Below are 16,205 nucleotides of genomic sequence, written 5' to 3'. Positions count from 1 at the left end.
ATGAAATCAGTTCGTGCGGTATTGGATTATCTTGTTGCAGGTGATGTTTCTTACATTTTTGGTATTCCGGCCGGTTCAGTGAATGCTTTTTTTGATGAGTTGTATGACACTCCAGCCATTACACCCATTGTGACTAAACACGAAGGAGCAGCCTCCTATATGGCAGCTGCTTATGCCAAATATTCCAAATCTCTTGGTGTATGTATCGGGAGCAGCGGACCTGGAGGGACCAATCTTGTCACAGGTGCAGCAAATGCTATGAGGGAGCACCTTCCTGTCCTGTTTTTAACAGGGGCTGTCCCTGTAGAAACGGTCGGTTTGAACGCTTCACAGGAGCTTCACGCGGATCCTCTCTACACATCGGTCACAAAATACAGTCAGAGGGTGGACCGCGCGGAGGATCTTCTTCCAGAAATCCATAAAGCGGTGGAGATCGCTATGACAGGTGTTCCTGGACCTGTACACATCGCTATGCCTATTGATGTGCAACTGACAGATATTACAGAACCATCCATCCCGACTTTCCCACAAAGGATTCCTCTACTCCCAAGTGATGAAATTGTCCTTGAAGCTGCCAGGCAACTTGCTTCCAGTGACGGTGGATTCCTATTTGTCGGCCAAGGCATTCGTGGAGCTGTGGATGATGTCCTTGAACTGGCTGAAACACTTCAGTGGCCGGTCGTAACGACTCCACAGGCCAAGGGATTGATCCCGGATGACCATCCATTGAAGCGCGGAATCTTCGGATTTGCCGGCCACGAAGAAGCCTCTGAGTTGATTAATCACGGACCAGAAGAGACCATCCTGGTTCTAGGATCAAGCCTGGGAGAAACAGCTACGAACAATTGGAACCCGAACCTTGCTAAGAACAGGACCCTGCTTCAAATGGATTATGACGCGACGGTGTTCGACAGAAAATACCCCGTTGACTATCCACTTCATGGAGATATTGATGTGACGGTTTCCTCTTTGATTACAGCACTGAATCAGTTAGGGGTGAAGCGTGAACCAGGTCAAATCCATAAAAGCCCGCTTCCTGAGATTTCGGAGGAGTACAACTCCCAGAACGTCTTATGGTCACTACAGGAAAAACTCCCGGCGGACACGCGCTATACCATCGATATTGGTGAATTCATGGCTTATGTCGTCCACTATATGGGAGTGAAAAGTGCAGATTCATTTGATATCAATGTCCATTTCGGTGCTATGGGAAGCGGAATTGGCAGTGCGATTGGAGCCAGGCTTGCAGATCCGGACCGGCCGACAGTCAGCATAACCGGTGACGGTTGTTTCTTCATGCACGGCATGGAACTTCTTACCGCAAAGGAATATGACATCCCGGTATTGTTCATTGTCATGAACAATGCGAGACTCGGCATGGTCCACCACGGACATACCCTTCAATACAAGCGGGCGCATAAACGCTTCGGCCAAGAAGCTGTCGACATCTCACGGATGGCTGATTCCCTCGGCGTTCCTAATGCACGGATTGAATCCATGGATGACCTCAATGATGAACACCTTTCATCTGTCTTCCATGCCAAGGGGCCCGCTGTGTTAGAAGTGGCCCTCGTCGATGACAATGTCCCGCCGATGGGCGATCGCGTGAAATTCCTTTCCTCTTTTGGGAAATAGTCGTGACAGAAGAACGAACTTTTTAGAAAAGTATTGAAACTTCAAGGCACCCTCTTTATGATAAAACTATCAATGAGAAGAGGGTGCCTTGTTTATGAAGAAGTCATTTTTCCTTATCCTTACGCTGGTAATTGGTACGGCACTTGCCGGCTGCTCAGCCGAGCCGGAAGAGGAAGCACACATCGAACATGTGAATGGAGATATCAGGGAAGAAACGGCGTCAGTGGCCACGCTCCCTTCCTTTATGGAAGAAAAACCTGAACAAGTTCATGATATTTATAGGGCCGCTGCAAAGAGCAAAGACCTTTTGGAACACATCCCTTGTTATTGCGGATGCGGGGAAAGTGTCGGACACCGTGATAATTACGACTGCTTTGTCCACGAAATGAAAGAAGATGGCAGCCTCGTATGGGATGACCATGGAACGAAATGCGGCGTATGTATGGAAATTGCTGCCCAGTCAATCGTCGATTATCAGAACGGCAAATCAATTGAAGAGATCCGCGAAGAAATTGATGCCCAGTACGAGAATGGTTATGCAGAACCAACACCGACACCATCCCTTTAAAACGTATGAAAGCGGCCGGATTTTATCCGGCCGCTTTTTTCATCCTCCTTTTAACCAATAACAGAGAGGTCCCTATGTAAAGAAGAGTTTAACCGCCATGGCGATGACCGCCACAATAAGGATTCTCTGGATCCATTTATCCCCGTGTTTCACGGCAAATCTACTTCCCAAATAAGCACCGAGACTAGTACCAATAGCCAAAGTGATTCCGTACCCCCAATGGACCTGGCCATTGACAATAAAAATGATAAGAGCTGTCAACGTATACACGGCCACTACGAAAACTTTGATACTATTTATCTTCACCAATGACAGGCCGGTCATAAAGGTTAAGGCTGCAATGATGACAAATCCGACACCCGCCTGGATAAACCCTCCATAAATACCGATGAAAAAGAATACGATTGCCACCAGCAGCTTTTTTCCACCCGTATTTTGTTGGGCCACTGCCGATAAGTTTTTATGTGGCTTCCATATCATGATGATTAAAACGACAATCATCACGATGGACAAGATCCGATTAAACAAACCCTCAGGGATGTTTACTGCGATTTGAGCCCCGACGATGGAGCCGATCAGTGCCGGCACAGCCAGAAGCAGACTGAATTTCCCATCAAAATAGCCGTCTTTGCGGTATGCGGCAATAGCAACAAGATTCTGCGCCATCAAAGCGATCCGGTTCGTTCCATTCGCTGCCGCGGACGGCAGGCCGAAAAAGATGAGAATTGGCAGGGTCAATAAAGACCCGCCCCCTGCAATGACATTGATGAAACCAGCGGCTACACCCGCTGCTAATACAGCAAGGAAAGTTAAAATGGTCATCTCTCTCTCCCCTTTCCTTCCGTTATCAATCTCCTGTCCCCGCACGTTTGATATATTTAGCTATATCATCCAAATTCGTAGTCTCGAGGACAATTCCTTCCCGGTCCAAAATGAAGTAAACCGGAAATTGAACCACTTCTTCGCCCTCCACTACAATCGGAGTATCTTTCTTTACCTGAACATCCACCTGCGTAAGGTCGATGGCTTCATTCGCCTGCATTTCGGCAACAAGATCATACATCCGCTCATATTCAGGGTTTTCTTCCCCTTCTTTTGGAGCATTCTCTATAATGGCCTGGAAATGAAAGTCCCCTTCTCTTTCAGGCAGAGGGAGCGTCTTTTGTCCCCCGGCGCATCCGGTCAAGAATATCATCAAAAGCAGCATGTACATGTTAAAGGTTTTCTTCAATTCTATCACCGCCTTTCTCAGTCGAATCCTACAAGAGAATATACCATGATTCAATAAAAAAAGCAGAACCTCTGACTCAAGGTTCTGCAGCTGCCTCAGGCTGTCGAATAATGATGCTTTTCCACCTGCATCTTCATTTTCAATTCCTGACGGGCTCTGTGCAGGCGTGATTTGACAGCGGCCTGTGAGATTCCGAGTACCTGGGCAATTTCTTTCTCCTTCCATTCACGATCATAACTTAACTGAAAAACGACACGAAGCTTTGGAGATAACAGACTAATCCGTTTTTTGATATTTTCCTCCAAGTTCCGGCATTCACAAATACGTTCGACATCCGATGGGGCATCTGACATGACGGGAGGTAAAACCGTCAAGTCTTCGATGGGAACATGGACCGCTTTTCTTTCCTTGCGCAGAAAATCGATCGCTTTCCGATGGGCGATGGTGGCGAGCCATGCCCCCACCTTCTCACCATCTCGTACTTCCCGCCGTTTGTCATAGGCTTTTATAAACGTTTCTTGCAGGATATCTTCAGCGGAACTAGGGCACTTCGTCACTTTCAACGCCGTATAATAGACACGGTGATAATACCGTTCATACATTTCACAAAAGTCCATCTTTCCGTATCTCCCCTTTATTCGAAGTGTTCCTCAACAAAATCCGGTGCTTCTCCCTCATCGAAACTTAAGAGCGCATAGTTGTTGGTATTACTTTCGTCAAAATAGAAAGCTATGATGTACTTTCCTTCTTCCTGGCCTTCCCGCCCCTGGAGAAGGGCCTCCACTTTGTCGTGATCGCCAACTTCCAATGGTTCGATCCCTTCATCCTTCAACTGGTCATAGACATAGCCGACATATTCGTGCGGAAAATTCCGATCTTCCGGCCATTCATAGACTTCTGTTCGTTCAATATCGTCCGGATCGATCATGACTTGATCGAGCAGACCTTCTTCCTTTAACCATTCCATGGTGTTTTCAAAAGTTGAGTAAATTTGCAGGTGATAAGGATTTTCCCTGTTGCCCTCAACAACGAAATATAGACTTGCTCCCAGACCGTGCGGGTCTGTCATCTGTTCGTAGGAAACTTCTTGAATGTCCCGTTGGACTGCTTCCAGTAACCCTGTAATTCGTTGAGGGTCATACAACTCTTCGCCCCCTGGTCCGGATGACCGGCGAATCATCAACTCATTGATATCGGTAGAGTCGAGCCCCAGTACAGGATACTTAATATTTTTATATTCTTCTGTTTCATAGACCGCCTTTTTCTCTTCCGTAACGGCCTCTTCATTTACACTATATTGACGGGAGACTTGACTTCCATCCTTCAACTCATACAGCACAAAGAAGGATTCTTCGCCACGGCTCAATGGATGGCTGACGTCCACGAGTTGTTCATGAAGGTGGAGCGCGGATTGAATGGCTTTTTCCGACGTAATGTAAGGAACCTCGCCATCCTGATTCATAAGCTCTTTATACTGCCAGTAACCACCGCTGATATAAACTTTCTCAACTTCATCCTGTGCAGGAACATAAGACTCGTAATTTTTCCAAAGAAGAGGAATGACGATGAGCAGAATTCCTGCCGCCAGACCATAACCGGCCCACCGCTTCACATTCTTCCACTTGAATACTCTCCATGTTTTTTCAAGCAGCATCGATGCCACAACAAATCCGAAGGTGCCGCCGATGATATACCCGGCAGTCATCCAGACGTAGGAATTTTGAGAGACATTGAAGTACATGCCTCCGAATAAGGAAAAACAGAACGTCACACCGAATGTAAAGACTGGATTCAATGCACGAACTGCGAGCGCGCGCCCGGCAGATTCGAGCGGGCGCTTCTTATACATCCATAAAGCGAGTGCATAAAAAGCGGCAGCGACGAAGATGTAAATGAGCAAGGCGATGCCTTTGACAGGAATTATTTCTTCATCCGTATTATTTCCATACTGCAGGAGATCCGCGATTGGTGAGAAGTATTCAAACGAACTTTCCAATATGATGTCACTTGAATATCCATTAATGTAGGAACTCAAATGAAAAGCGATCAGTCCATACAAGCCTGTTGGTAAAAACAACAGAATATACGTGAGTATTCCTTGGACAGCGGACAAACCGGTGACCGTCCCGACAAACACACCCGCTACAAAAATAAGAACAGACATCGTACTAAACAGCCACAGCCAGTAGCCGGCATTTCCCATCGTATAGTATGGGGTTACATCCGTAATTCCTGCTGCGATTAAAAGAATGAAATAGTTTAATAGAATCGGCAGGACCAAAAGGATGATGCCGGATAGTATATGGTGATTAAACAACTTCGCCCGTTTCATCGGGAAACTGTGGGCGAAATTGGATGCTCCTTTCACATGTAGATAACGGAATAAGAATACCGCCATCAAAAGAGGCATGATGAGCAGGAATAAGAGTTGCAGTTCAAAGGTAAATACATAGCCGAACAACCCTTGATCATTCATGATGCGCGGCTCTTTTCTGCTCAGTTCCATCATCAATTGCAGCGGAACGATAAAGAATAATCCAAGAAAGTACACAAGGCTGATCCACCCGACATTCCGGAAATCCTGTTTGATGATTTCTTTATTAAACCAGGATGTTTTCGAACGCATAACCTACACCTCCCATTTCATAAATGAATATTTCCTCCAGAGTCAGAGGGAGCCTGTCATAAACGAGCGGGCGGTGCTTCTCCATTTCCGCGGAAAGGCCCTCTTCTCTTCCACGCACAATCAACAGCCACACACTTCCCCGTTTTTCTTTATGCAGAATGTCCAGATCTGCATCTTCCGGTCGAAAGGAATCATCCTTGAAAGCGACCTGGATTTTGTGAACATCCGCCTTCAAATCGTCTAAATCACGTTCAAGAAGGATCTCTCCTTTATGTAGGATGCCGACATGGTCACAGATGTCCTCTACTTCCCGTAAATTGTGAGACGAGATCAGGACGGTCATCTCTCGCTCTGCGACATCCTGGATGATCAAGTTTCTTACCTTCTGCCTCATGACCGCATCCAATCCATCGAAAGGTTCATCAAGAATCAACACATCCGGCATAGCTGACATGGCCAGCCAAAAAGCGACCTGACGCTGCATCCCTTTGGAAAATTGATGGATTTTCTTTTTTTCATCCAGTTGAAAAACGTTTTTCAACTTCTGATAACGCTCTTCGTTCCAATGGTCATACATGGAGCGGTGATAATCAGCCATTTGACGAGTCGTGTACTGAGGGAGAAAGTACAAAGTATCAGGAATGAAAACCATTCGTTGTTTGACGGACTCATTTTCATACACATCCCCTTCCAACAGACGAACCTCGCCTTTATTTTGTCTGAGAATTCCCGCTAAAATTCTCATCAACGTCGTCTTCCCAGCTCCGTTGGAACCTAAAAGACCATAGATGGACCCTTGGTCTACACGGAACGATACATTCTTCAAAATCCTCGCGCGATCGAAAGCTTTATCTACTGAATGGACTTCAATCATCCTGCTGACCTCCTTCAACCTCTTGGAGAAGAGCTGCGATCTCTTCTGAAGTCATTCCTAAATAAATCGCTTCTGCAAACAGCTTTTTCAACTCTTCCCTCACTTTTTTCAGCTCCTCTTTATTGTCGACTTTCTCAGAAGGGTGAACAAAGCTCCCCTTCCCCTTCAACGAATAGATGTACCCCTGGGACTCAAGTTCCCGGTATGCTTTTTGAATCGTATTCGGGTTAATGGTCAATTGCTGGGCAAGTTCTCTCACGGAAGGAAGTTTTTCATCTTCCTTGAGCACATCATTGATGATCAGTTGCTTCAGCTTCTCCACAAGCTGTTCGTAGATGGGCTTACGGCTCCTGATGTCCAATTCAAACATCCGTCCACCTCCATAGGTGTGTATTATCTGTATTAACTGTATTATTACTTCTAGTACAGTAGTATATAGGAGGATCTTCCATTTGAGAAGCCCTTTTTCGAAATTTTTTCCAAATCGGATGGAGATGAATCACTGATTAAGGATTTCTCATGACGTAAACACAGCCGGAATAGAATGGAAAAGATGACTCGACAAAGAGGAGGATGATTGTGAACGATTATTTGAATCAAGCGAACTTTGAACACCGTTTCTGGCTGCAGATCCTCGGTGATCATGCCCGGTTTATACGTGAGGCTCTAAACACTTCCGACAAGTCGACAGAACGTATGGTGAATCGTTATGTTAGCGAATGGGATGAACTTTTAACGGCAGTCAGAGAGGAAGCGGTTGATGATATGGCCGTATTTTCCACGAGGGTAGCAGAGAAAGCGCGTGAATTTCGCACGTTTACACAAAAGTTGATGAATCTTTCTATGAACGGAGAGGGAACGATCTCATTGAGTCCTGTTTTTTTGGAACATATGATGGAGGAGGTGGAAGAGTATCTGCTCGTCCTCGGATTTTTAGGAAAAGGAGATGTCCCTCCTCTTTTCCATGAACTCCATCATCATTTGCTGTGGTTGATGGATGCATCCGAGCATGCAGGCGCCATCCATCATGACATCGACGAAGCAGAACAAATATGGAAAGAGAAAAGTGCAGAATTCGAGGAACACTTCCACCGGCTCTACATAAACGCTGTCGAAATGAAAAATTACGTAACCACTCACCGGTACGCTTTTCCGGCTTTAAGAAAATTCACGAATGAGTTCGAACTGGAAAGGCAGATTTTCCACACCTTTCTCAAAGAGTTGGTAGAAATGGAACTGTCACCTGATGCACTATCTCCTCTCATGGTGGACCATATGGCTAGAGAGGAATGCTACTATCTCTACAAACTGGCAGAAACCACAAACGGAGAATATCCCACCTGCGACCCGACCAAACCACGCGTGGAGTAATTTTCCAATTTATGTATGACCTGGTACGCCAGAAAATGTAAAAAAAGCAGCCTGCTCCGGGCTGCTTCTGTTTATTTTGGGAGGTTCTTGTTGGGGAGAGGGAAGAATTCGCGGATGTAACTGTAGTCTTCAGCCATTCGTCCGATCGGATTTAGTTTGAGGGGGTCGACTTTATCGTTTTTTTCATAGACTTCATCATCGATATGATATCCAACCAGCCTTCCCAACACGAGGTTCCCCTCACCAATTTCCATTACCTGATCGAGTTCGCATTCCATATGGACCGGGGAGTTTATAGCTCGCGGAACCGGCACATAATCGCCTTCTTCAAATGCGATTCCTGCCCTCTCAAATTCATCAACCCCCGGTTCATAGCTTTTACTGCTCTCATGCATCTGATTAGCGAGGGATTCAGAGACCACATTTATGATGAATTGCTTGGTCTCTCTAATATTACGCAGGGTGTCTTTTTCACGACGATCTCCCTGCCCCATAGAAAAGCACAAAGTAATCGGATTCATAGAGGCCACAGTGAAAAAGCTGAAGGGAGCGATGTTGCGAACACCTTCCTCACTCACACTTGATACCCATGCAATTGGTCTTGGAACCACAGCACCTTTGATTAACTTATTCATCGAGTGCTGATAAAAATCTTCTTCTGCTATTTTCATAAAATTACTCTCCCTTCGTTTTTCAGAAGCGTTATCCTCCTATATGACTTCCCATTCCTTCCAGATGCAAACGTTTAACATTTCACAAAAAGGGAATATATGGGTATCTCGCACACAACGAAAGGAGATCATTCATTGGGAGATTTATGGAGTACTTTTAAAGAAGGAATTACAACAGTTTCCGATTTCCTGTGGACCTATCCACTTGCGATTATCTTAATTCTCGGCGGAATCTTCCTTACTTTCCGCATTAAATTTTTTCAATTCCGCTTCTTTGGACACATCCTTCATCAAACCATAGGGCAGATTTTCAAAAAAACAAAGAAAACCGGAACGATCACCCCCTTCCAGGCTTTCACTTCAGCTTTGGCATCAACGGCAGGGGCTACAAATATCGTAGGGGTTCCTATTGCCATTTCCCTGGGCGGACCTGGCGCATTATTTTGGATGTGGCTTGTCGCTTTGATCGGTATGGCAACCAAATACAGTGAAATCCTGCTCGGAATGAAATATAGGGAAACCAATGAGAAAAACATCTGGGTCGGGGGACCGCAATATTACATAAAAAAAGCCCTCGGATGGAAGTGGGTTTCTACAGCCTTTGCGTTTTTCTTAATGATTGAGCTGATTCCAAGTACAATGGTTCAATCCAACTCCATTGCCACTCAAACAGAAGGCGCATTCGGCTGGCCGGTTGAAATTACCGGACTGGTCATGTGTGCGGCAATCGCTGTTGTCGTGTTCGGAGGAATTCAGCGGATTGCAAAAGTGACGGATAAAATGGTCCCGGGGATGGTTCTTATTTATCTAGCCGTCTGTTTGTATGTTATTTTCGCCAACATTGATCAACTTCCTCACGTGTTCGGATTGATTTTCACCCATGCCTTCACACCTGTTTCCGCGACGGGAGGATTTGCGGGTGCTGCTGTTGCTCAAGCCCTCCGCTGGGGGATTGCCCGCGGCCTTTATTCCAACGAAGCCGGGCTCGGCACAGCTTCAATCGCTCACTCAGCCGCCAAGACCGATCACCCTTCCCGTCAAGCCTTATGGGGAATCTTCAGCGTGTTCGTTGATACAATCGTCATCTGTACAGTTTCCGGATTGACCGTGCTCGTCACCGGCGCCTGGAGAGAAGTCGGGGGAAGCGATGCTTCGAATATGATCAACGTAGCGATTGGATCAGAATTCGGAAACGCCTTCGGCAGTAGTTTCATCACTGTATTTTTACTGTTTTTCGTTATAACGACTATCGGGGTTCTCGTGTTTTACGGGGAAAAACAAGCCGAATACTTGTTCAGCCTACGGGCAGCAAAAATTATGCGGATCGTTTATATTGCAGCCGTATTCGTCGGAGCTCTCGGCGGACTGCAATTTGTCTGGCAGTTCCTTGATCTGCTGTTAGCCTTTGTCCTTTTGGCAAACATCATTCCATTGCTTTTCCTTCACAAAGAAATTGCAGCGCTCACTGATGATTACATCAACCGGGTATACAAGAAAAAGACGAAAAAAAGAAAGGTACAACTGTTTCACGAAGAAGAAGATGCCAGCTAAAAAAAGCAGCCACCTTTATCCAGGTGGCTGCTCTTTTTATGATTTTATCTTAAAAATACGTGATCACCGATGACAGTTGTCACTTCTTTACTGCTCAAATAGCTGCTTTGAGCTTTATCAGGGTTATAGAAAAATAGCGATTCACGGTCGTATCCTTGGTAAGCAAGGGCTTCATGGACCGCTTGTTTCGATTCTTCCCCAGCCGGCTGATTAATCGTTCCGTTCAATACAGGTGAGAATTGAATGCCATCATAAATGACACCTTTCAAGGTATCAGGGAAAAGATCACTTTCCACACGGTTCAAGACAACCGTAGCAACAGCTACTTTCCCGGCATAACTCTCCCCTTTAGCTTCTGCTTCTACAAGACGCGCCAAAAGATCTTTTTCAGATTCACTCAGGGCTGCAGGAAGCTTCAACTGCTCTCCTGGATGGATCTCAGCACCAGATTTATTATTCATGGCCTGCACTTGCTGGGCAGAGACCCCATGATTCTGAGCAATTTTATAAATGGAATCGCCCTTCTGGACGGTATGAGTACTTACATTGGCAAAGCTTTCAACAGGCAGGGAAAAAGCAAACAAGCCTACTACGGCTATCCCTGAAAACAAGAATTTTTTGAACATTCTTCATCTACCTCCTTATCTTGTTCTCTAATAAGTTAACATAGGGAGTTGAAGAGATTCATTATTAATTCTTTCCAACGTTTCCAGTATAAAAAAAGAGGCCCATTCAGGACCTCTTCTCGATTTAAGCTTTCTTCCACTCTACGTTCAAGGTCACACCTGCAGCCTTCAATGTTGTGAAAACCGGGCAGCGTTGATCGACCGTTGTCTGCAATTCTTCCACACGCTCCTGTGTTTCAGATGTTTTCACATCGGCAGTGATGTTGACCATATCAAAGTATGGCTTTACATCGGCGGTCCCCATCAAGCCACGCATATCAAGCGTTCCATTAATATCAAAGTCGATGCTTTGAAGGTCGAATTCCATTTCCTTCGCCACCATGTTGGCAATTACCGTTTCACAACCTGCGAGGGAACCGAGCATGGTTGCTAGTGGATCCGCACCTTCGTCCGTGCCACCCATTTGTTTAGGTTCATCGATCATCAAGGAATGCTTTCCTGCTTCAATTTCTGATTTCATTCCTTTGGATTTACTAGTAATCGCTACTTTATGTTGAGACATCGTTGATTCCTCCTCGTTGATGTTTACACGGTTACTATACACCCTCACCTATTCACACAAACGTGATGTGCTCGCCAATGTAATCTGGATTACATTTAAGGCAGAATAATTCTTTTCCCTCGCAGCCTATGCTATCGTCTAAAGGGATACGGATTAGGGTAAATTGATAACAAGACGTAGTTATTTTTCGTTAAAGCAGGTGTTTTTTATGCTCGATACGCACGCACGGAAAATCGTTCAACCTTCCATAGAACGAACCGCTTCCTACTTCTTAAAAAGGGGGCGCACAGCCAATGAAATTACAGTCCTTGCGTTATTCATAGGACTTACCACCAGTGTTTTTTATGTAGCAGGATTTCCGATTCTTGCCGTAGTCTTTTTATGGTTATCCGGCTTCCTGGATGCTGTCGATGGGACGATGGCTCGAAATACCAAATCTTCTCCCTTCGGTACGGTGATGGATATTACCTTTGACCGAATCGTTGAAATCGCAATGATCGTGGCGATCGCCTATGTACACCCGGAGGTCTTATGGCCACTGCTTCTCCTCAGCGTTTCCATCGTCGTTTCCATGACGATCTTCTTAGTTGTAGGTGCTGTTTCCGAGAAAGCGGGTATCAAATCTTTTTATTACCAGGCAGGACTCGCCGAGCGCACCGAAGGCTTTTTACTTTTCAGTGTGATGCTCTTATTCCCCGACTTCCTTCTCTGGTCGACCCTGTTTTTCTTTGCTGTAGAATTGTTCACGGGTGTTCAGCGGTTCATGGAAGCAAAACGAATCTTAACATAAAACCCATCCCGGCTTACGTTGCGACTAAGCCGAGATGGGTTTTTGATTTTTCTGCATGAATGGATAATCCTTGTTTTCTCTTCAAAAAGCCTTCCTTCGTCAAACGGCTTATTTCCGCACTCGTCGTCTCTCTCGTCGCGCCAATCATGGTCGCGATATCCTGATGGGTAAGCTTCATTTCAATCGTCTGCCATTCTTGATGACGCCGACCAGTCTTTTCACTGAGCATGAGCAGTAAATAAAGGATCCTCTCCTGCACTTCGCCGAGCGCAATTTTTTCACTCATGCTGTAAAAGTCATTCAGCTTGGCAGATAGTAGTTGAATGAGTCGGAAGGAAATTTTCGGATGTCTTTCCATCAATTGTTCAAATTCCTCCCTGCTCATCAAACATATATACGTATCGGTCATGGTCTCCACATACATATCATAGCCCGTTAACGTCAAAGTGGACGTCTCACCGAATAGGTTCCCATCCTTAAGGATGTCGAGCGTAAACTGTTTCCCTTCTTGATTCGTTCGATAAAGGCGAACCTGCCCTTTTTTTAGAACATATAAATGTTCAGCTGGATGATCAGGAGAAAGAATGATTTCTCCCTTCCCCACCTTTTTCATATGGCTGATGGCGTCTACTTCCATCAATTCTTCTTTTGTCAGCTCTTCAAATAAATTCACTTGGGATAAGAAGGTCTGTTTGTCCATCGTTCCACCCCTTCCATTACCAACAATATACGTGATTGGGAGACTAGCATGCAAAGCTAAACGTCTAAAGTGGCCTCGCCCACTCGTTTGACCCCTCGGATGCCTGCAAAATCTTCCACAAGCTTCGAAAGCCCCCGATCTTTTTCTTTCGCTTCAATCATAAAATCCACCGGCGTACCAAGCTCCTTCAACTCTTTTAAAAGAGGCCGGATAAAATCCGCGTCTACAAAATCAGCATGACTTCTGTAAGCATCCTCAGACTTTGGGGATGAAACGTGAATTTTAGGGGGCATCCCCAACCGGTCCCACGTTTTATAAAAACGCGGAAGAAGGTCTCGAAGCGGCTCATCGTCGGTGTGATTGGCCATGTAGTGATGGTAATCAAACATCATGGGGATGTCCTCTTTTTCACAAACATCCAGCGTTTCAGAGGTCGTATAGGTTTTATCATCATTTTCAAGTGTCATCTGCTTTTTGATCGGCTTAGGAAGCTCTTTGATATTCTCATGGAAGCGTGCGATGGCCACCTCCTTGTCCCCATAAGCCCCGCCCACGTGGAGGTTGATATGCGATTCATTATGAAGACCCATTGCCTCAAGCATCGCATAGTGATATTCCATATCCTGCACCGCATTAGCCGTTACATGAGGACGGTCACTCGTAAACAGCGTAAACTGGTTGGGGTGAAAACTCGTACGCATCTTATGAGCCCGAACCAGTTCCCCAATCTCTTCATATAAGTGCCGGAAAGGCTCAATGTAATCCCACTCCACCTCATCGTGCGTTGCAAGTGGAATGAGCGAAGAAGAGAAACGGTACAAATGGATCTCTCTAGCAATGTTGTAATGGATGGTCCGAATCGTTCGCTGCAAGTTCATTTCAGCAATGTTATGCAGCTGCTCAAGTGCCGCTTCACGCCCCAACTTCTTATATCGCGCAAACGTCATCGTCTTCGCAGGCGTTGCTTCCCACAAATTAAGCGCATGCGATACGTAACCGAACCGGATGATCATAAAAAAGCTCCTTTACCGAAAAAGTGATACCTTTATGTTCCCCATATTTGATCTGAATAACATAAGAGTTGGTTTGTTCCCTGGTCTCTTGCGTTTTGGCGTGAATCTGTTCTCTTTGGCGCGGCTCTACCTTTCCCCACCAAAAAAGACTGCCGCTCAGGGCAGTCTTTCTTTATTTATCGTACGTTCATTTCAGATGGTTTCGGGCCTTTGCGCTCTCCGCGGTCTAGTTTGTTAATGGCAGCCATGTCATCAGCTGTCAGATCGAAATCGAACACGTCGAAGTTCTCTTCGATGCGGGATGGTGTAATAGACTTTGGAATGACGACCGTGTCGTTTTGCAGGTGCCAGCGAATGATCACTTGCGCTGGTGTTTTGCCGTGTTTTTCAGCGATGGACTGGATGGTATCGTTTTTCAATACTTCGCCACCCTGCATCAATGGGCTCCATGCTTCCAATAGAATGCCGTTGTCGCGGCAGAAGTCTTTCAGTTCATTTTGTGCCAAATAAGGGTGGCATTCGACCTGGTTGACCGCAGGCTTCACTTCACACTCATCTAGCAGACGCTGCAGATGATCGATATCAAAGTTACATACGCCGATCGCTTTGACTTTTCCGTCTTTTTGCAGCTGTTCAAGTGCTTTGTATGTTTCTACATAATCATCATATTCCGGGGTCGGCCAGTGGATCAAGTAAAGGTCCACATAATCGAGACCCAGCTTATCTAGACTCGTTTCAAAGGCTTTCAATGTGTTCTCGTAGCCTTGGTCTGTATTCCAAACTTTCGTCGTAATGAACAATTCGTCACGAGATACACCACTCTGGCGGATTGCTTCACCGACCTGTTTTTCGTTCCCGTAAATGGCGGCTGTATCTATGGAGCGGTAGCCGGTTTCAATGGCCTTTGTAACGGCTGGTACCGCATCTTTCTCTTCCACTTGCCAAACACCGAAGCCTAGTTGAGGCATTTCAATAGTGCTGTGTAGTGTAACTGTTTTCATTGATCATTCTCCTTTTCTTATCAAGGTTTCACAATGGTAAGTGTAGCACAGCGTTTGGGGATAAGCTTTTATTCTGCTCACCGCAACTGGATTATTTTTCAAAATGGATGGTCCAGTTTGATCCTGTTCGAATATTATAGGCTCGTGCAAAAGATCCTTGGTTGATAGCTACAGCGAGGTTGTCCAGACTGTTTACATATACGAGCGGCTCTCCTTTATGGGTGTCGGCAAACGACCTGCCGAAGGTCATGGAATTATGATAGACTTCATCCCCGTTGTGCAGAATCGATACATTCAGTGTCTCTCCGTACCGTATATCCAGCTGCGTGAAGAAGTCGCGGGGAATGTTCGTCCAAAGGTTACCAAAGCGAATATCGAGGATATCAATCATCCCAGAAACGGAAGATCCCTCTGCCTCCGGGTCTTTTACGGCCATTCGTTCAATGGACGCTGGGTCGAGGGAGGGGCCGATTTCTTCAAAGGAAATGACTCCGGCAGCGAGACGTGCGCCTGTGTATGCATAAACGTCCCTTCCGTGAAAAGTATAGGATTCACCGGATCTTGGCAGACGGTTCACGTTTTCATCGATTTCCCTCACTTCTAAAATTCCTTCCGTGCGCGCGATATGTGTGAGGGTTCCATTGTCAGGGGTGATAACAAAATGGCCGCAGCCTGTCCTGACTCCGACGCTTTTTCTTGTTGAACCGACCCCGGGATCAACGACAGATACGAAGACGGTCCCTTCTGCCCAATAAGCCATCGTCTGCCACAGCCTGTAGGAGCCTTCCCATATATTGAAAGGGGGTATATCATGCGTTAAATCGAAGATCGATAAGCGGTGATCGACGGAATTCGCCACTCCGTGCATAGCACTTACGGCTCCGTCACTGATTCCAAAATCTGATTGCAGCACTAATGCGTTCGTCATTGTAACCCCACCTTTTCATTAAATAATGAATATTCTAAATAATTCAGAAAAAAAAAGC

The 16,205-nt window shown here is 45.8% G+C and carries 18 protein-coding genes; 5 read left to right on the top strand and 13 right to left on the bottom strand.

What is annotated here, in order from left to right; genetic code table 11:
• Both ACXADE_RS01090 and ACXADE_RS01085 read left to right on the top strand, forming a co-directional pair.
• Positions 1 to 1,635, top strand: a complete 1,635-nt coding sequence (locus ACXADE_RS01090; RefSeq protein WP_474978679.1) for a thiamine pyrophosphate-binding protein — start codon at positions 1 to 3, stop codon at positions 1,633 to 1,635.
• A 94-nt stretch (positions 1,636 to 1,729) separates the two neighbouring features.
• Complete coding sequence (locus tag ACXADE_RS01085; protein ID WP_474978678.1) at positions 1,730 to 2,203, top strand: PCYCGC motif-containing (lipo)protein; 474 nt, start codon at positions 1,730 to 1,732, stop codon at positions 2,201 to 2,203.
• Positions 2,204 to 2,275: 72 nt separating this feature from the next.
• Here ACXADE_RS01085 and ACXADE_RS01080 read toward each other — a convergent pair whose 3' ends face one another.
• The 6 genes from ACXADE_RS01080 to ACXADE_RS01055 all read right to left on the bottom strand — a co-directional run bounded on the left by ACXADE_RS01080 (position 2,276) and on the right by ACXADE_RS01055 (position 7,304).
• Entirely contained in the window at positions 2,276 to 3,025 is a 750-nt protein-coding gene (locus ACXADE_RS01080) for a sulfite exporter TauE/SafE family protein (protein ID WP_474978677.1), read from the bottom strand.
• A gap of 25 nt (positions 3,026 to 3,050) precedes the next feature.
• Positions 3,051 to 3,434, bottom strand: coding sequence for a hypothetical protein (locus tag ACXADE_RS01075; protein ID WP_474978676.1), 384 nt, complete (start codon positions 3,432 to 3,434; stop codon positions 3,051 to 3,053).
• Positions 3,435 to 3,529: 95 nt separating this feature from the next.
• Positions 3,530 to 4,051, bottom strand: coding sequence for an RNA polymerase sigma factor (locus ACXADE_RS01070; RefSeq protein WP_474978675.1), 522 nt, complete (start codon positions 4,049 to 4,051; stop codon positions 3,530 to 3,532).
• Positions 4,052 to 4,068: 17 nt separating this feature from the next.
• Entirely contained in the window at positions 4,069 to 6,060 is a 1,992-nt protein-coding gene (locus ACXADE_RS01065; protein ID WP_474978674.1) for a DUF6449 domain-containing protein, read from the bottom strand.
• Positions 6,035 to 6,934 (bottom strand): ABC transporter ATP-binding protein, encoded by a 900-nt coding sequence (locus tag ACXADE_RS01060; RefSeq protein ID WP_474978673.1) that lies wholly within the window; start codon positions 6,932 to 6,934, stop codon positions 6,035 to 6,037. The genes ACXADE_RS01065 and ACXADE_RS01060 overlap by 26 nt, the downstream gene beginning before the upstream one ends.
• Positions 6,927 to 7,304, bottom strand: coding sequence for a GntR family transcriptional regulator (locus ACXADE_RS01055; RefSeq protein ID WP_474978672.1), 378 nt, complete (start codon positions 7,302 to 7,304; stop codon positions 6,927 to 6,929). Before ACXADE_RS01055 ends, ACXADE_RS01060 begins: the two co-directional genes overlap by 8 nt.
• Positions 7,305 to 7,513: 209 nt before the next feature.
• On the opposite strand from ACXADE_RS01055, the gene ACXADE_RS01050 reads away from it, so the two are divergent.
• Complete coding sequence (locus ACXADE_RS01050) at positions 7,514 to 8,305, top strand: DUF2935 domain-containing protein (RefSeq protein WP_474978670.1); 792 nt, start codon at positions 7,514 to 7,516, stop codon at positions 8,303 to 8,305.
• A gap of 71 nt (positions 8,306 to 8,376) precedes the next feature.
• Here ACXADE_RS01050 and ACXADE_RS01045 read toward each other — a convergent pair whose 3' ends face one another.
• Entirely contained in the window at positions 8,377 to 8,976 is a 600-nt protein-coding gene (locus tag ACXADE_RS01045; protein ID WP_474978668.1) for a flavin reductase family protein, read from the bottom strand.
• 135 nt (positions 8,977 to 9,111) lie between these two features.
• Here ACXADE_RS01045 and ACXADE_RS01040 point away from each other — a divergent pair, with 135 nt between their 5' ends.
• Positions 9,112 to 10,527 carry an alanine/glycine:cation symporter family protein gene (locus tag ACXADE_RS01040; protein WP_474978667.1) on the top strand — a complete coding sequence of 472 codons (1,416 nt, stop codon included), beginning with the start codon at positions 9,112 to 9,114 and terminating at the stop codon, positions 10,525 to 10,527.
• Between the two features lie 44 nt (positions 10,528 to 10,571).
• Here ACXADE_RS01040 and ACXADE_RS01035 read toward each other — a convergent pair whose 3' ends face one another.
• On the bottom strand, positions 10,572 to 11,153 hold the full coding sequence (locus tag ACXADE_RS01035) for a cell wall hydrolase (protein ID WP_474978665.1): 582 nt from the start codon (positions 11,151 to 11,153) through the stop codon (positions 10,572 to 10,574).
• Between the two features lie 124 nt (positions 11,154 to 11,277).
• Positions 11,278 to 11,715 carry an OsmC family protein gene (locus ACXADE_RS01030; protein WP_474978663.1) on the bottom strand — a complete coding sequence of 146 codons (438 nt, stop codon included), beginning with the start codon at positions 11,713 to 11,715 and terminating at the stop codon, positions 11,278 to 11,280.
• A 208-nt stretch (positions 11,716 to 11,923) separates the two neighbouring features.
• Between ACXADE_RS01030 and ACXADE_RS01025 the strand changes: the two genes are divergently transcribed.
• Entirely contained in the window at positions 11,924 to 12,505 is a 582-nt protein-coding gene (locus tag ACXADE_RS01025; protein WP_474978662.1) for a CDP-alcohol phosphatidyltransferase family protein, read from the top strand.
• A gap of 13 nt (positions 12,506 to 12,518) precedes the next feature.
• Here ACXADE_RS01025 and ACXADE_RS01020 read toward each other — a convergent pair whose 3' ends face one another.
• The 4 genes from ACXADE_RS01020 to ACXADE_RS01005 all read right to left on the bottom strand — a co-directional run bounded on the left by ACXADE_RS01020 (position 12,519) and on the right by ACXADE_RS01005 (position 16,147).
• The gene (locus ACXADE_RS01020; RefSeq protein WP_474978661.1) at positions 12,519 to 13,205 is read right to left on the bottom strand and encodes a Crp/Fnr family transcriptional regulator; all 687 of its coding nucleotides are present in this window, start codon (positions 13,203 to 13,205) and stop codon (positions 12,519 to 12,521) included.
• Between the two features lie 56 nt (positions 13,206 to 13,261).
• A complete protein-coding gene (uvsE, locus tag ACXADE_RS01015) occupies positions 13,262 to 14,218 on the bottom strand; it encodes a UV DNA damage repair endonuclease UvsE (RefSeq protein WP_474978660.1) in 957 nt (318 codons plus the stop codon).
• A 176-nt stretch (positions 14,219 to 14,394) separates the two neighbouring features.
• Positions 14,395 to 15,219: an aldo/keto reductase gene (locus ACXADE_RS01010; protein WP_474978659.1), complete on the bottom strand. Its 825-nt coding sequence runs from the start codon at positions 15,217 to 15,219 to the stop codon at positions 14,395 to 14,397.
• A 91-nt stretch (positions 15,220 to 15,310) separates the two neighbouring features.
• Positions 15,311 to 16,147, bottom strand: a complete 837-nt coding sequence (locus tag ACXADE_RS01005; protein WP_474978658.1) for an SAM hydrolase/SAM-dependent halogenase family protein — start codon at positions 16,145 to 16,147, stop codon at positions 15,311 to 15,313.
• Between the last annotated feature and the right edge of the window lie 58 nt (positions 16,148 to 16,205).

It is taken from the genome of Halobacillus sp. ABR2_026 (assembly GCF_056158545.1).
The sequence above is the reverse complement of the archived record's forward strand: the minus strand, read 5'-3'. Positions and strand labels throughout refer to the sequence as shown.

Excerpts from the sequence above, each read along its gene's own strand:
- ACXADE_RS01045 (WP_474978668.1), bottom strand. The coding sequence starts at position 8,976 with ATGAAAATAGCAGAAGAAGATTTTTATCAGCACTCGATGAATAAGTTA.
- ACXADE_RS01060 (WP_474978673.1), bottom strand. The coding sequence starts at position 6,934 with ATGATTGAAGTCCATTCAGTAGATAAAGCTTTCGATCGCGCGAGGATT.
- ACXADE_RS01035 (WP_474978665.1), bottom strand. The coding sequence starts at position 11,153 with ATGTTCAAAAAATTCTTGTTTTCAGGGATAGCCGTAGTAGGCTTGTTT.
- ACXADE_RS01070 (WP_474978675.1), bottom strand. The coding sequence starts at position 4,051 with ATGGACTTTTGTGAAATGTATGAACGGTATTATCACCGTGTCTATTAT.
- ACXADE_RS01030 (WP_474978663.1), bottom strand. The coding sequence starts at position 11,715 with ATGTCTCAACATAAAGTAGCGATTACTAGTAAATCCAAAGGAATGAAA.
- ACXADE_RS01090 (WP_474978679.1), top strand. The coding sequence starts at position 1 with ATGAAATCAGTTCGTGCGGTATTGGATTATCTTGTTGCAGGTGATGTT.
- ACXADE_RS01025 (WP_474978662.1), top strand. The coding sequence starts at position 11,924 with ATGCTCGATACGCACGCACGGAAAATCGTTCAACCTTCCATAGAACGA.
- ACXADE_RS01085 (WP_474978678.1), top strand. The coding sequence starts at position 1,730 with ATGAAGAAGTCATTTTTCCTTATCCTTACGCTGGTAATTGGTACGGCA.
- ACXADE_RS01020 (WP_474978661.1), bottom strand. The coding sequence starts at position 13,205 with ATGGACAAACAGACCTTCTTATCCCAAGTGAATTTATTTGAAGAGCTG.
- ACXADE_RS01080 (WP_474978677.1), bottom strand. The coding sequence starts at position 3,025 with ATGACCATTTTAACTTTCCTTGCTGTATTAGCAGCGGGTGTAGCCGCT.
- ACXADE_RS01005 (WP_474978658.1), bottom strand. The coding sequence starts at position 16,147 with ATGACGAACGCATTAGTGCTGCAATCAGATTTTGGAATCAGTGACGGA.
- ACXADE_RS01055 (WP_474978672.1), bottom strand. The coding sequence starts at position 7,304 with ATGTTTGAATTGGACATCAGGAGCCGTAAGCCCATCTACGAACAGCTT.
- uvsE (WP_474978660.1), bottom strand. The coding sequence starts at position 14,218 with ATGATCATCCGGTTCGGTTACGTATCGCATGCGCTTAATTTGTGGGAA.
- ACXADE_RS01010 (WP_474978659.1), bottom strand. The coding sequence starts at position 15,219 with ATGAAAACAGTTACACTACACAGCACTATTGAAATGCCTCAACTAGGC.
- ACXADE_RS01065 (WP_474978674.1), bottom strand. The coding sequence starts at position 6,060 with ATGCGTTCGAAAACATCCTGGTTTAATAAAGAAATCATCAAACAGGAT.